Origin of the sequence: Kribbella pratensis (assembly GCF_004365355.1) — a bacterium.
Classification (GTDB): domain Bacteria; phylum Actinomycetota; class Actinomycetes; order Propionibacteriales; family Kribbellaceae; genus Kribbella.
In genome coordinates this window covers 348,374-362,890 of sequence record NZ_SODP01000003.1, presented here as the reverse complement: position 1 = coordinate 362,890, position 14,517 = coordinate 348,374, and the positions used below count along the sequence as shown (strand labels likewise).

The 14,517-nt window shown below is 68.2% G+C and carries 15 protein-coding genes; 7 read left to right on the top strand and 8 right to left on the bottom strand.

What is annotated here, in order from left to right; translation table 11 throughout:
• Window positions 1-2: 2 nt before the first annotated feature.
• From EV653_RS29495 to EV653_RS29470, 6 genes are all read right to left on the bottom strand, one after another.
• Window positions 3-1,436, bottom strand: coding sequence for an MSMEG_0567/sll0787 family protein (locus EV653_RS29495; protein WP_238160522.1), 1,434 nt, complete (start codon window positions 1,434-1,436; stop codon window positions 3-5).
• Window positions 1,406-2,476: an MSMEG_0568 family radical SAM protein gene (locus EV653_RS29490; protein WP_134107525.1), complete on the bottom strand. Its 1,071-nt coding sequence runs from the start codon at window positions 2,474-2,476 to the stop codon at window positions 1,406-1,408. Before EV653_RS29490 ends, EV653_RS29495 begins: the two co-directional genes overlap by 31 nt.
• Before the next feature lie 11 nt (window positions 2,477-2,487).
• A complete protein-coding gene (locus EV653_RS29485; protein ID WP_131286158.1) occupies window positions 2,488-3,009 on the bottom strand; it encodes an MSMEG_0572/Sll0783 family nitrogen starvation response protein in 522 nt (173 codons plus the stop codon).
• Between the two features lie 15 nt (window positions 3,010-3,024).
• A complete protein-coding gene (locus EV653_RS29480; protein ID WP_134107523.1) occupies window positions 3,025-3,843 on the bottom strand; it encodes an amidohydrolase family protein in 819 nt (272 codons plus the stop codon).
• Between the two features lies 1 nt (window position 3,844).
• Window positions 3,845-5,101, bottom strand: coding sequence for an MSMEG_0569 family flavin-dependent oxidoreductase (locus EV653_RS29475; protein WP_134107521.1), 1,257 nt, complete (start codon window positions 5,099-5,101; stop codon window positions 3,845-3,847).
• Window positions 5,102-5,230: 129 nt separating this feature from the next.
• The gene (locus EV653_RS29470; RefSeq protein WP_134107519.1) at window positions 5,231-5,656 is read right to left on the bottom strand and encodes a winged helix-turn-helix transcriptional regulator; all 426 of its coding nucleotides are present in this window, start codon (window positions 5,654-5,656) and stop codon (window positions 5,231-5,233) included.
• A 49-nt stretch (window positions 5,657-5,705) separates the two neighbouring features.
• Here EV653_RS29470 and EV653_RS29465 point away from each other — a divergent pair, with 49 nt between their 5' ends.
• Window positions 5,706-6,863: an MFS transporter gene (locus tag EV653_RS29465; RefSeq protein WP_134107517.1), complete on the top strand. Its 1,158-nt coding sequence runs from the start codon at window positions 5,706-5,708 to the stop codon at window positions 6,861-6,863.
• Here EV653_RS29465 and EV653_RS29460 read toward each other — a convergent pair.
• Window positions 6,799-8,421 (bottom strand): AMP-binding protein, encoded by a 1,623-nt coding sequence (locus EV653_RS29460; protein ID WP_134107515.1) that lies wholly within the window; start codon window positions 8,419-8,421, stop codon window positions 6,799-6,801. The genes EV653_RS29465 and EV653_RS29460 overlap by 65 nt on opposite strands.
• A 229-nt stretch (window positions 8,422-8,650) precedes the next feature.
• On the opposite strand from EV653_RS29460, the gene EV653_RS29455 reads away from it, so the two are divergent.
• From EV653_RS29455 to EV653_RS29430, 6 genes are read left to right on the top strand one after another with little or no spacing between them, the layout of a single operon-like run.
• Window positions 8,651-10,108 (top strand): restriction endonuclease, encoded by a 1,458-nt coding sequence (locus EV653_RS29455; protein ID WP_134107513.1) that lies wholly within the window; start codon window positions 8,651-8,653, stop codon window positions 10,106-10,108.
• Between the two features lie 58 nt (window positions 10,109-10,166).
• Entirely contained in the window at window positions 10,167-10,796 is a 630-nt protein-coding gene (locus EV653_RS29450; protein WP_166679616.1) for a nucleotidyltransferase domain-containing protein, read from the top strand.
• Complete coding sequence (locus EV653_RS29445) at window positions 10,796-11,173, top strand: HEPN domain-containing protein (protein ID WP_134107509.1); 378 nt, start codon at window positions 10,796-10,798, stop codon at window positions 11,171-11,173. The genes EV653_RS29450 and EV653_RS29445 overlap by 1 nt, the downstream gene beginning before the upstream one ends.
• A gap of 41 nt (window positions 11,174-11,214) precedes the next feature.
• Window positions 11,215-11,829 (top strand): SIMPL domain-containing protein, encoded by a 615-nt coding sequence (locus tag EV653_RS29440; protein WP_134107507.1) that lies wholly within the window; start codon window positions 11,215-11,217, stop codon window positions 11,827-11,829.
• A gap of 60 nt (window positions 11,830-11,889) precedes the next feature.
• The gene (locus EV653_RS29435; protein ID WP_134107505.1) at window positions 11,890-13,125 is read left to right on the top strand and encodes an Nramp family divalent metal transporter; all 1,236 of its coding nucleotides are present in this window, start codon (window positions 11,890-11,892) and stop codon (window positions 13,123-13,125) included.
• Window positions 13,126-13,144: 19 nt separating this feature from the next.
• On the top strand, window positions 13,145-13,921 hold the full coding sequence (locus EV653_RS29430; protein WP_238160521.1) for a metallophosphoesterase: 777 nt from the start codon (window positions 13,145-13,147) through the stop codon (window positions 13,919-13,921).
• Here the strand turns inward: EV653_RS29430 and EV653_RS29425 are convergent.
• Entirely contained in the window at window positions 13,886-14,458 is a 573-nt protein-coding gene (locus EV653_RS29425) for a TetR/AcrR family transcriptional regulator (protein ID WP_134107501.1), read from the bottom strand. The genes EV653_RS29430 and EV653_RS29425 overlap by 36 nt on opposite strands.
• Between the last annotated feature and the right edge of the window lie 59 nt (window positions 14,459-14,517).

Below are 14,517 nucleotides of genomic sequence, written 5' to 3'. Positions count from 1 at the left end.
CATCATGCTGCTCCCATCCCGGTTACTCCGGCGGCCAGCGCCTGGGTGACATCGCCGTCCGGCCAGCGCAGTACGACGCCCTGTCCTGTGGTCAGCTCACCGCAGCTGGCGCTGGTCGCCGGCCCCGCATCGAGTGGACCGGTGGTGAGCATCGCGAAACCTGGGAAGCAGGTGAGCCAGTCCCCCATCGATGCTGTCTCCGGCTTCGGTACGGCGGCAACGTCCAGGACCGCCGCGCAGCCGGAGGCCTCGGCGAGCATCCCCAGCGTGCCGACCACTCCGGCCATCGACACGTCCTTGGCTGCTGGCGGCCGCGCCCGGCCTACCGCAGTCACCATCGTGTGCAGTTCGTCCGGCGCGCGATGACTGGTCGAATCCCATTGCCTGCCGGCGTACCCGGGTCGCCAACCGCCGCCGAGGTCGGCCGTCAACCAGACCCGGTCGCCCGGACGTCCGCCGCCACCGGCCACCGGCTGAGCCGTCCGCCCGAACGCGGTCACGCTCAGAGCCGCTGGTACGCCCAACTGCGTGTGCCCGCCGAGAATCGGTACGCCGAAGGCCGTCGACGCTCGTTTCAGCCCCTGCAGAACGCGCTCCGCGGCGGCCGCGTCCCGGGCGCCGAGCGCATCCAGCAGACCGACCGGTACGGCGCCCATCGCGGCGAGATCGTTCACGTTCACCAGGACCGAACACCAGCCGGCCCACTCCGGGTCCCGCTCGACCATCGCCGGCAGGATCGCGTCACACGCCGCGACGAGGTCGCTGCCCGGCACCGGCGCGCCGTCGTCGCCGACGTACCCGGCGGGCCCGATCCCTTGCAGCAAAGGGCCGAGCGCACTCTTGGTCGCCGCGGCGAGCCGGGCGATCCGCCCGATCGGCCACCGCATCAACACATGCGGGCTCTGGGCAACCGTCACCGGCCTGACGGTCTCCCAGCCAAGCCGCTCGAAGAACCTCTGGGTCCCGAGCTGCACAGTCGCGTCGAACCGTAGGGCGCCGGCTGCCTCGGCCCGGGCACAAGCCGCCCGGACCAACGCAGCGCCGGCACCCGCCACCCTCGTGGTGACAGAGCCGCCGCGGGCTGGGGCGACGACCAGGCGGCCGCCCTGCCACCAGCCGATGTCCGGTCCGGCGGCAGCCGGGCCGAGCCGCACGCCACCGATCACCTCTCCCTCGACATCGCGGGCCACTAGGACCACCGTGCGCGGGTCCTCGTCGCGCTCGTCGAGGTCGGTCCGCTCGAACAGCCCCTGTTGCTCGACGAACGTGGCATACCTCAGCCGGTGATATGCCTGCCGGGCGGCGGCATCAGCTTCCTCGATGAGGAACGCCGGCGGCGGGTCGCCCAGCAGCGCGCGGACGTCGGCCGCCCGCATCACGCCGGCGGTCTGCACCACCGTCGTACTCATGAACCGGCCGCCGACAACAGGCTGCACGCACCGCACGCAGCGCAGCCGGCGCCTTGGTCCGCGCCGCGCATGTCCGCGTCCGCGAGCAGCGCGGCAACCCGGGCCGTCACGTCACGAACCACGGCGGGATCCGGCGCTGTCACCCCATCGGCCCGGGCGAGCGTCCCGAGCATCGGTCGCAGCGGTACGACGAACGGGTAGACTCCGCGCTCGATCAACCGCCCCGCACCGGCGACCAGCTCGTCGGGGTCCTCCCCCATGCCGATCAGCAGGTACGTCGACACGCGGTTGCGCCCGAACACCCGGACAGCCTCGTCCCACGCCGTCTCGTATTCGGCCAGGCTGACGGTCGACTTCCCGGGCATCCACTTCCGTCGTACGGCGTCGTCGAGCGACTCGATGTGAATCCCGATCGACGTCGCCCCCGCGTCGCGCAACTCGGTCAGCACGGACAGCTCGCCGGGCGGCTCGATCTGCACCTGGATCGGCAGCCCCGGTACGGCGGCCAGCACGGCCTTCACCGACCGGACCAGATTCCGCGCGCCCCGGTCCCGGCCGGTCGTCGTACCCGTCGTCATCACCATCTGCTTGACACCGTCGAGCCGGACCGCAGCCTCGGCGACCTCTGCCAACTGCGCCGGCGTCTTCGCGGCAATCGTCGCACCGGCGCGCAGCGACTCCTCGATCGAGCAGAACCGGCAGCGGGTCGACTCGTCGTACCGGATGCAGGTCTGGACGACTGTGGTCGCGAGCACGTCCTTGCCGTGCAGCAAGGCGATCTGACGGTATGGGACGCCGTCGGCCGTGGTCAGGTCGTAGAACCGCGGCCGGCGGACGGGCTCGACCGACAGCCCGAGATCCAGCCCGTTGCGGAACACCGCGCCGTCACGCACCTGATAGGGGCTATCGGCAACGATAGGGAGGGTGGCGTTGGCACCGTCGACGACCAGGTGCCCGTCGTCGCTCGGCCCGGCGCCCTTGCTGCGACGGACGGGTGCGTCCACCTGCACGCCGTACACGGCCATCTCGGCCCGGACGGCCAAGGCTTCCTCGGTGCCAACACTCATTGCGGACCGCCTCAGAACATGTAGGTCGAGTTGATGATGGCGCCCTTGCGGGCGTAGTGGATCAGCGCGTCCTGTACGTCCAGCGGGTGCGTCGGGATGACGCCCTCGATCAGGTCTTCCTCGCGGGCGCCGTGCAGCGACAGGCCGAACCGGCAGCAGTACACCTTGCCGCCCTCGGCGATGAACGTCTTCAGCGACTCGTTGATGTTGTGCTCGCCGGGGAAGGCCGAGTTGCCGGTGGTCGGGAAACCGCGGGTGGCCAGGCAGTTCAGCGAACCCGGACCGTAGAAGTAGATCGCGGACTCGAACCCCTTCCGCTGTGCCCGGGTCGCCTGCAGGATCGCGACGAAGCTCACCGAGGACTCGTGCGCGATGCCGTGCACCAGGGTGAAGTAGGTCTCGCCGTCCTCGGCCTGGTAGTCCGGGAACACCTTGGTGCCGCCGTAGATGCTGGAGCCCTGCGGCAGCGACGGGTGCGGGATCTCCTCCAGGCTCTTGGTCTCGAGCTCGGTCAGTTCGGCGGTTTCGGGCATGTCGTTGCTCCTTGATCAGTCGTACAGGTGGGAGAAGGTGCGGTGGAACACGTGGCCGGCGAGTTCGCCGTCGCCCATCGCGGCGCGCATCCGGGCGAGCTCGCCGGCGTGGTCGCCCCACGGCTGGTCGCTGGCGAACAGCACCCGGTCGTGTCCGACGCCGCGGCGCTCGATCTCGGCGGCCAGCCAGCCCGGGGCGAAGCCGATCGCCCAGGACAGGTCGGTGTAGATCTGCTTGCCGGCTTCGATCCAGTCGAAGAACCGCGAGCCGATCAGCTTGATGTGACCGCTCATCCCGCCGCCGAAGTGGACCAGATGCAGCGGTACGTCGTCGGCGTACGTCTCGACCAGGTGACCGATGTGGTCGATGTCGGACGCGGCGCCGGGAGAGGTGTGCACGTGGACGACGAGGCGGTTGTCCCGTGCGGTCCTGAAGATCTCGTCGAGTTGTGGCCTGACGGCCTCGTCGGCCGGATGACCACCGAGCAGGAAGCTGAGCTTGAGCACCCGGACGCCGGGCTCCGCGGCCAGCGTGAGCGCCTTCGCGGTGAGCTCCGCGTCCTGCGGCCGGGGTGAGACCCAGAGGCCGGCGCGGATCCGGTCGTCCCGCGTGGCCGCTTCGACCACGAGCTCATTGAACCCGAACGAGACGGCGACATCCGGTACGCCGTAGTTGGGAATCACCAGCGCCCGGTCCGTCCGCTCGGCGTCGAGGTCGGCGATCAGCTCGTCGATCGTCGCGCGCGCGGTGATGTCGGGGTTGACCGGAGGGCCGCCGTAGAAGGGATAGGCCGGGAGTACGCCGAGATGGCGGTGGGCATCGCAGACGTCCATCTCACGCCACCGTCCGATGCAGGCCCGCGATCCAGTGCACGCCGGCCCGCCGCTCGACGATCCGTTCGGCGACGTACTGCGCGTCGTCCGCGACGCCGCCGAAGCGGCCCGAGCCCCACGTGTGCTGCCAGGGCAGACCGATGAAGTACAGGCCGGGGACGTTCGTTACCCCGCGCCGGTGGGTCGGATAGCCCTGGCCGTCGAAGACCGGCACCCGGATCCATCCGTCGTCCCGGCGGAACCCGGTGCTCCAGATGACTGCCGCGATTCCCTGCAGGGACAGGGATTCCGGAACGGCGGCCGGCCGCCAGACCGGTTCGTACCGCGCCTCATCGGGAGCATCGATCCGCTCGGCGGCGATGAAAGCGTCGATCGAGTCCTTGATCCCTTCGGACACGGCGTCGGCGTGGTCGAGGTTCCGCTCGAGGTCGTCCGCGAAGCGCAGCGTGTCGCCGTCCGCGTCGATCAGCCGGCCGTAGAGCCGCATCCCTTCCAGCGCGAACTTCCGCAGGTCGATGTCGCGGCCGCCGTCGCGACCGGTGACGTAATGGTTCGCTCGCAGCCGGACGGCATCCGCGTCGTCGAATTCCTCGATCCCCTTGCGGTAGTAGCCCATCCGGTCCAGCCAGGTGACCACGTCGAGGCCGCGGTAGAACCGCGCCACCCGCGGCGCGCTGCCAGTGGCCAGGTGCACGGTCCGCCCGGCCAGATGCAGGTCCTCGGCGATCTGGCAGCCGGACTGCCCGGTGCCGACCACGACGACATCGCCCTCGGGGAGTTGCTCAGGACGCTTGTACTGCGAGGAATGCAGCTGTGTCACCGAGAGCCGTTCTGCCAGCCGCGGGATCCTCGGCGACTGGTACGGACCGGTCGCGACCACTACTTGCCCGGCCGTGATCGTCCCGGCCGTGGTGACGATGCGGAACCCGGCGTCGAGCCGGGTCGCGCGGACACCCTCGACGATCGGGACATCGAACGCCTGGCGGTAGTTCTCCAGGTAGCCGACGATCTCGTCGCGGACCATGAAGCCGTCCGGGTCGGGACCGTCGTACGGAAAGCCCGGCAGGCGGCATTGCCAGTTCGGGGTGACCAGGCAGAACGAGTCCCAACGGCGGTTCCGCCACTCGCTGCCGACGCGATCGGCCTCCAGGACAAGGTGATCCACGCCATGCCTGGACAGCTGCCAACTGGTCGCGAGGCCCGCCTGGCCGCCGCCGATCACGACGACGGAATGGTGCGCACCGTCGGTGAGTTGCATGCCGGCTCCCGGGGTCTCGGTCGGTCCTGGATGTGTTCCAGTGAAGGACCGCCCGATTGCCGCGCTGTTGCCCCCGGAACAAACTCACGTTTCCAGATCGGCGGCCAGTGTTTCGGGTGGGTAACCGCGTCAGGTGACTTTGTGGACCTCGGTGTCGGCCGGGGCGAGGAGGCGACCGTCGGCCGCGTGGACCTCCAGCGGCTTCAATGGCCGCTGGTCGCGGCGGTCGAGGAGTTGTGAGTGGGGCTCGCCGGGAGCGAAGGCGAACGCCTCGCCCCACTGGCGAAGGGCAACGATCACCGGGAACAGCGCCTCGCCCTTGGCGGTCAGTTCGTATCCGCTCGGCACCTGTTCGAGGATGCCGTTCTCGACCAGCGCGCGCAGGCGGGCGCTGAGGATGTTCTTCGCCACGCCGAGGCTGCGCTGGAACTCGCCGAACCGCCGGCTGCCGTCGAACGCGTCCCGCACGATCAGCAGCGACCACCAGTCGCCGACCGCGTCCACCGAGCGCGCGACCGGGCAACTCTCCTCGTCGAACCGGGTCCGCTTGACCATCGCTCACCTCCTGGTTGCAACATGCTACCAACTTCTCTACGGTAGCAACATGCAACCAAGGCAGCGCGTGTTCCTCGCCGTCGCGGCCGGGGTCGCGGTCTCGACGGTCTACGCCGCGCAGCCGCTCCTGGTCACGATCGGCGCTGATCTCGAGATCGCGCCGGGCAGCGTCGGGCTGTTTGTCACCGTCACCCAACTCGGGTACGCCGCGGGCCTGTTCTTCCTGGTCCCGCTCGGCGACCTGCTCGACCGCCGCCGGCTGATCCGCCTGCAGTTCTTGCTGCTGGCAACCGCCCTGCTGCTGACCGGGATCGCCCAGAACGCCGCGATGCTGCTGGCCGGCCTCGCCGCGGTAGGCGCCCTCGCCGTCGTCACCCAGTCCCTGGTCGCGTACGGCGCTGCGCTGAGCGCGCCGGCCGATCGCGGGCGAACGGTCGGCACGATCACCAGCGGGATCGTGCTGGGCATCCTGCTCGCCCGCACGGTCTCCGGAATCGTCACCGATCTCGTGGGATGGCGAGCGGTCTATCTGATGGCTTGCGTCGCTTGTCTCGCAATCGCGTGCTGTCTGGCTCGCGCGACACCACAACTCCAGACGCAGCTGACCTATGGCGCGCTACTCCGCTCGACCGTCAGCCTCGGCCGGGAGCCGCTGTTCCGCGAAAGCGCTCTGCGGGCGTTCTTCATCTTCGGGTCGTTCAGCACGCTGTGGAGCTCGATCGCGCTGCCGCTGACCTCGCATTCGTTGTCGCACACGGAGATCGGCGCTTTCGGGCTGATCGGTGCGGCCGGCGCACTCGCCGCAGGTCCGGCCGGCCGATTGGCCGACCGTGGTCGCGGCCGGCCCGTCACTATTGCCGCTTCGGTGCTCTTGGCAACGAGTTGGGCGGTGATCGCATCCGGATCCTTGGTGGGGTTGGCGATCGGGGCGATCCTGCTCGATCTCGCCGTACAGGCCATCCACGTCACCAATCAGAGCATGATCTATCGGCCGGAGCTCGGGAGCCGGTTGATCGGCGGCTACATGGTGTTCTACTCGTTGGGCAGCGGACTGGGCGCGATCGCGTCGACCGCGCTCTACGAACGCGCCGGCTGGAGCGCTGTCTGCCTGCTCGGCGCGGCCTTCGGCGCCAGCAGCCTGGTCACGTCAGTCCGAGGATATCGACGGAGCGCTCGCGCATCTCGACCTTGCGAATCTTGCCCGTGACGGTCATCGGGAAGTCGTCGACGAGCAGCACGTACTTCGGGATCTTGAAGTGTGCGAGCTTGCCGGTCGCGAACGCCTTGACCGCTTCGGCATCGAGCGGATCGGCGCCCGGCTTGAGCTTGATCCACGCGCAGAGCTCCTCGCCGTACCGCTCGTCCGGCACGCCGATCACCTGGACGTCGGCGATCGACGGATGGGTGTACAGGAACTCCTCGATCTCCCGTGGATAAACGTTCTCGCCGCCGCGGATGACCATGTCCTTGATCCGGCCGACGATGTTCACGTACCCGTCCTCGCGCATCGTCGCGAGATCGCCCGTGTGCATCCAGCGGGCCTGGTCGATCGCCTCCGCGGTCTTCTCCGGCTCGTCCCAGTAGCCGAGCATCACGGAGTACCCGCGGGTGCACAGCTCCCCCGGCTCGTTCCGCGGTACGACGAGACCGGTGGCCGGGTCGACGAGCTTCACCTCGACGTGCGGCATCACGCGGCCGACTGTCGACGTACGACGGTCGAGGTCGTCGTCGCGCCTGGTCTGCGTGGACACCGGGGACGTCTCGGTCATCCCGTAGCAGATCGCGACCTCGCCCATGTGCATGTCGGCGACGCAACGCTTCATCACCTCGACGGGGCACGGCGATCCGGCCATCACGCCCGTACGCAGGCTGCTCAGGTCGTACTCCGCGAAGTCCGGCAGACCGAGCTCCGCGATGAACATCGTCGGTACGCCGTACAGCCCCGTGCAGCGCTCGTCCTGCACCGCCTTCAGGGTCGCCGCCGGATCGAACGCCGGGCCCGGGATCACCATGCAGGCGCCATGAGTGGTGCAGCCGAGATTGCCCATCACCATGCCGAAGCAGTGATAGAAGGGCACCGGGATGCACAGCCGGTCGTCGGCGGTGAACGCGATCGTCTCGGTGACGAAGAAGCCGTTGTTGAGGATGTTGTGGTGGCTGAGCGTCGCGCCCTTAGGGAATCCCGTCGTGCCGCTGGTGTACTGGATGTTGATCGGATCGTCGAAGGACAGCTCGGCTTCGCGGGCGTGCAGGTCCTGCACCGGTATCCGGCTTGCATCGTCGCGGAGGGCGTCCCAGTCGCCGGTGCCGAGGTAGATCGTCTCCTCGAGCGCGGGGCATTTCGGCCGGACCTCCTCGACCATGTCGCGATAGTTGCTGGTCTTGAACTCGGTCGCGGAGACAAGCAACCGGACGCCGGACTGGTTCAAGGCATAGGACAGTTCGTGGGTCCGGTACGCCGGGTTGATGTTCACCAGGATCGCGCCCATCAACGCGGTCGCGTACTGCGTGATCGTCCACTCCGCCTGGTTCGGCGCCCAGATGCCGACCCGGTCGCCCTTCGCGATCCCCCGCGCCATCAGGCCGCGGGCGACGAGTTCGACCTCCGCGCCGAACTCGTCGTACGTCCAGCGCCTTCCGGTCTGGACCTCCACCAGGGCCTCGCGATCGCCGTACTCGCTGATCGTCCGTCTCAGGTTGGCCCCGATCGTTTCACCCAGCAACGGAACCTCGGACACCCCGGACGCGTACGACGAAAGGCTCATCTGCTCATCGTCACCTCGCTCAGAAGGCTCTGCAAGTGCACGTGCAGCAGGAAACAGGGGTCTCCTACCTCCTCCTTTCTTCTTTTCTTCCTTGAAGACGAGTCACGGGAAGATGCACGTGCAGCAGGAAACAGGGGGTGGACGGCAAGCAATGTCCTTACCAACTCTCCGTCACACCGGTCGCGCTGTGTGGTTGGACCGTTACAGTGGTGAGGAGAGGTGTGAGGCGATGGGCCGATCGATGGAAGGTCACGCCCGCAGCGACCGTCCGCCCGGGCGAACCGCCGAGGCGGCCCAACGTACCGCTGCGGTACAGGAACGCGTCCAGCTCCTGGGCAACGTCCTGGCCGACGCGCTGGCTGTCGATGTCAACGGCACCGATCTGCAGACCCTCAAACGTGCTCCCCGCCGGGCTCCACCGACCGTGTCGCCGGCCGATCTCGAAGCGCATCCCGGACCTGTCTGGGATGCGTTCGTGCCCCACCCGCCCTTTCGCTGGTGGGGCGCCCAGCGCCGGTTCGCGCGGCGACTCGCCGACGCGGAGGACCGGTTCGCGGAGGCGATCGAACGGCACCGGGCCGCCGAGGAGACCCGTCGCGAGCGGGTCGCCAAGGCGCTGCGGGAGCAGGTCGAGCACCAGCGCCGGCTCGACGAGGCGACCGCGGAACAGCATGCACGGATCGACGCGTACGAGCGCGCAGTGCAGAACCGCGGCCGCGCGGCAGTGACGCGCTACTTCACCAAGGCGCTGGACCGCGTGCCGGAACCGCTGGACTTCCCGCGCCGGCGCAAGGTCGGGTACGTGCCCGAGTCGACGCTGCTGGCGGTGGAGTGGGACCTCCCCGACGTCAGCGTGGTGCCGGCCGAGGCGTCGTACCGCTATGACCGTGCTGTCGACGCGGTGCTCGCCGTACCGCGCGATCCTGTCGAGCTACGGCGGCTGTATCAGCAGCTGGTGGCGCAGTTGGCGTTGCGGGCTCTGCACCTCGTTTTCGGCAGTGACAGGTACGGCGTGGTCGACACCGTCGTGTTCAACGGGATGGTGGAGTCGGTAGACCCCACCACCGGGCAGACCGTGCGGCCGTGCCTTATCACCTTGCGCGCAACGCGGGAGCAGTTCGAGGCGCTGGTGCTCGACCAGCTCGATCCGGTGGCCTGCGTCCGGCACTACTTCGCTGCGGAGGTGTCACGACACCCGGAGGAGCTGCAGCCAGTGGAGCCGGTGCTGGAGTTCGACCTGGCCGATCCACGCACCATCGAGGCAGTCGACGTGATCAGCGAGATCGACGCCCGCCCCAACTTGCTGGACCTGACCCCGGAGTCCTTCGAGCACCTGGTGCACAACCTGCTCACCCGCATGGGCCTGGAGACCCGCCTGTTCCGCCGCGGCACGGACGGAGGCATCGACTGCGTCGCGTACGACCCGAGGCCGATCACCGGCGGCAAATTCGTCGTACAGGCGAAGCTCTGGACCCGCACCGTCCCCCCGTCCGCCGTCCGCGACCTCTTCGGCACCGTAATAGACGCCGGCGCCACCAAAGGCATCCTCATCACCACCTCCGGCTTCGGCCCCACCAGCTACCAATTCGCCAACGGCAAACCCCTCCAACTAATAGACGGCACAGCCCTACTCTCCCTCTGCCACCTCCACAACATCCCCGCCCGCATCATCCCCCGAGCGAGCTGACTATGCTCTAAAAAGTGGGCATATGCCTGATATAGTGGGCACTGGAGGTGGGGTGTCCATGCGGTTCTCAGAGCCGATGTCCAGTGTCGTTCCCGGGCTGCACGGCCGGGTCCTCGGCGTCCTCGCGCGGACCGATCGTGCCTTGACCGGGCGCTCCGTCGCCGCGCTACTGCATTCGCCGGCAAGTCCGAGCGGGGTGCAGAAGGTACTGGATGACCTTGTGAGCAACGGTGTTGTGATCGCCGAGCCGGCTGGTCGTGCTCGGCTCTACACGCTCAACCGGGATCACGTGGCCGCTGCGGCAATCGACCAGCTCGCGCGACTCCGCGACGTACTGCTCGAACGGATCAAGGCCGAAGCCGAGTCGTGGACGATACCAGCGAAGGCGATCTGGCTGTTCGGATCGACGGCTCGTGGACAGGGGGATGCCGACAGCGACCTCGATCTGCTGATCGTCCGGCCGGATGACGTCGACGACTCGGAGCCGGGCTGGCTCGAGCAAGTCGAAACCCTGTCAGCGCACGCAAGTCTGTGGTCCGGCAACTCATGTGAAGTCGTTGAGTACAGCGCCCAAGAGATCCGCGACCTCATCAGCCACGGCGAGCGCATCGTGACCGAGCTACGCCGTGACGCACTTCCCATCGCAGGCCGCACACCACAACAAACCCTCAACCGAAAGGCCGGCTAGTGACCGCACTCGACGAAGCCCGAGCGCATTTGGCAAAGGCTCGCGAGTTCCTCGAAGCCGCCGATCTGACGTACGACCTCCAGCTCTACAACGCGGCAGCATCCAACGCCGTCACCTCAGGCATCAACTCCAAGGACGCCATTTGTCTCGCCCTCACCGGCCGGACCAAGAAGTCTGACAACCACGCCGAGGCGATCGCGGAATTGAAGGGCGCCGGATCGGCCGGCCGGGACAGCAGTACGACGCTGTCCCGGTTGTTGAGGCTCAAGTCCAAGTCGCAGTGCCAGGCCGCCTCGGTGTCTGCCGCGGACGCCGCCAAGAGCATCGACTGGGCCGCTCGATTGTTCGAGACAGCCCAGACTGTCGCCTCCGGTTAGCCGCGCCCGAATGACTTCTAGGTAATGCCAGACTGGCGGTTATGGATACAGGGGTGACGGTTGTCGGGTCGGGGCGGGTTAGTGGGGCGCCGGATGTCTTGCGGGTTACGTTCGGGGTTGAGCATTTTGCGCCGGATGTCGCGTCGGCGGTCGCCCGCGTCGGCGACAGGACGGACACGGTGATCGCGGCCCTGCGTGCGCACGGGATCGAGGAGTCGCAGCTGGGGACGAGTGCGGTCAACGTGTTCCAGCATTACCGGGAGCCTGGCACTGACGTCGGGTATCAGGCGTCGCACACGATCCAGGTCGAGTCGAAGGACCTGAGTCGGTTCGGGGCGCTGCTGAACGCGGCAGTTGATGCTGCGGGCAACAATCTGACTCTGAACGGAATGCAGTTCGACATCGAGGACAAGTCCGAGCTCCTGACGCAGGCGAGGGAACTCGCTTTCCAGCAGGCGCGCGCGAAGGCCGAGCACCTGGCCGGACTGGCCGGCTTCTCGCTCGGCTCGGTCTCCGCGATCTCGGAGAACCAGAACCAGTTCCCGATCCACCGGGCGTATAGCGCCAGCAAGGCCGCCTTCGACTCCGCGATCAACGTCGTTCCAGGGGACAGCAGCGTCGAGGTCACACTGGAAGTGCACTTCGCCTGGGCGTAAGGCGCGTCTCAAAAGCAGAACAGGTGTTGCGTTGTCGGTGGCTTCGTAGAGACTTCTCTCATGTACGCACCGGCGCCGCTTCGGCGGCAACTGAGTCGGTCCGGGCTGTTACTGCTCGGGCCGGCCTTCGTTGCGGCCGTTGCGTACGTCGACCCCGGCAACTTCGCGACCAACATCGCGGCCGGCGCTACGTACGGTTACCTGCTCTGCTGGGTCGTCGTCGGCGCCAACCTGATGGCCGTTCTGGTGCAATATCTCGCGGCCAAGGCGAGCATCGCGACCGGGCGGACCCTGCCGCAGCTGTGCCGTGACCACTTCCGGCGGTCGACCTCGACCGGGCTGTGGGCGCAGGCCGAGGTGGTCGCCATCGCGACCGACCTGGCCGAGGTCGTCGGCGGTGCGATCGCGCTCAACCTGCTCTTCGGGATTCCCCTGCTGCTCGGCGGTGCGATCACCGGCGCAGTCTCCTTCGCCTTGCTGATCTACCAGTCGAAACGCGGTCAACGCCCGTTCGAGGCAGCGATCATCGGCCTGCTCGCCGTCGTACTGATCGGCTTCGTCGTGTCGACGGCCAAGTCGGACCCGTCCGCGACCGCCGTGGTCGGCGGCCTCGTGCCCCGCCTGGACGGGACGCAGTCGCTCGTGCTCGCGGCCGGCATGCTCGGCGCGACCGTGATGCCGCACGCGATCTGGTTGCACGGCGCCCTGGTCACCGACCGCCATTGGAAGAGCATCCGCTCCCAGGAAGGCAAATCCCGGGTACTGCGTGCCACCCGCGTGGACGTCGCGATCGCGATGGCGTTGGCCGGCGCGGTCAACCTGGCGATGGTCGTCCTGGCCGCGGCCGCGCTGAAGGGCACCGGCGCCGACTCGCTCGATGCGGCCCATATCGCGATCGGCGACCGCCTCGGCCAGCTGCCTGCACTGCTGTTCGCACTCGCCCTGCTGGCCAGTGGATTCGCGTCATCCTCGGTCGGGACGTACGCCGGATCCGTGATTCTCGACGGCTTCTGGCAGCGGCGCGTCCCGCTGGCGGCCCGCCGCCTGATCACGCTGGTCCCGGCCCTGCTGGTCCTCGCGATCGGCATCGACCCGAGCCGGGCACTGGTTGTTTCCCAGGTGGTCCTGAGCTTCGGCATCCCGTGCGCGCTGTGGCCGTTGGTGAGATTGACCGCATCCCGGCGCGTCATGGGTAACCTTGTCAACCGCTGGGCGACTACTCTCGCGGCATGCCTGGTAGCGACCGCCGTCACGGCCCTCAACGTCCTACTGATCGTGCTGACCATTCGGGGATGACGTGACCCGGGTGTTCGCCGTGAGTGACATCCACGGCCACCTGGAGAAACTGACCGCCGCCCTGCACGACGCCGGCCTCACCGATGCCGACGGCAACTGGGCCGGCGAGGATGCCCGGCTGTGGTTCCTCGGTGACTTCTTCGACCGCGGCCCGGACGGCATCGGCGTACTGCGGTACGTCCGCGAGCTGATCGAGCAGGCGCCGGACGGCGCGATCCAGATGCTGCTCGGCAACCACGAGATCCTCGCGCTCGGGATGCGCAAGTTCGGCGACACGTTCGTCCCGCACGACGGACTCACCCTGCGCAGCTTCGAGCGATCCTGGGCCCTGAACGGCGGGCAGGACCGCGACCAGGAACTGCTCACCGACGACGAAACCGCCTGGCTGCTCGACCGGCCGATGCTGGCCCTGGACGTGGGCCATCTGCTGATGCATTCCGACACCTCGGAGTACGTCGAGTGGGGCGATTCGCTCGACGCCATCAACGCCGCGGCCAGCACTGAGCTGCACTCCGACGACATCGAGGTGTGGTGGGAGATCTGGCGCCGGATGACGTCTCGGTACGCGTTCCGCGGTGCCGGCGGGCCGGACATCGCCCGCATCATGCTGCAACACCTCGGCGGTCAGCGGATCGTTCACGGCCACAGCATCGTGGCGGACCAGCTCGGCATCGACCCGCAGTACCTGACCGAGCCGCTCCTGTACGCCGACGGTCTGGTGCTCGGCATCGACGGCGGCGCGTTCGACGGCGGACCATGCCTAGTCGTCGAGCTGGAAGACCTCACCGCGGAGTGACCCGACCACGGCGTCCAGGCAGGACCGGAAGGTCCGCTGCCCGCCGCCGTCGATCCAACGGTTGAAGGCGTTCTGGAACACCGCTGAACCGACCTGTGCGACCAGAGTCGCGTCCTCGGCCGACAACCCGCGCTCCTCGAGGCCAGCGCGCAGCGCGTCAGTGAGCGCCGCCAGCTTGGTCCGCTCGCGCTCCTGCAGCTCCGGACTGGCGGCGATGACGGCACGCCGTACGTCGGAGTTCTCGGCGATCTCGGCCAACTGCGCACCGATCACCTCGGCGGCCTGGAGCACGGCCGGCCACGGGGCGACCTCCGGGTCCACGGACCGGATCGCCTCGACGACGGCCGGGGCCAGCCGTTCCGAGCCGGCGAACAGGACCTCGCGCTTGTCCGGGAAGTAGCGGAAGTACGAGCGCCGGGTCAGGCCGGCGTGCTCGGCGATCTGGTTCACGGTGACAGCGTCGTACCCGTGCGCCGCGTACAGCTCCAGCGCGGCCTTGCGGAGCCGCTCCTCCGCACCGGGATCCCATCGCGCCATGGACCCGAGCCTAGCGTGACGTCCCACAGTGTCATCAACCGTGCTACGGTCAATGATGA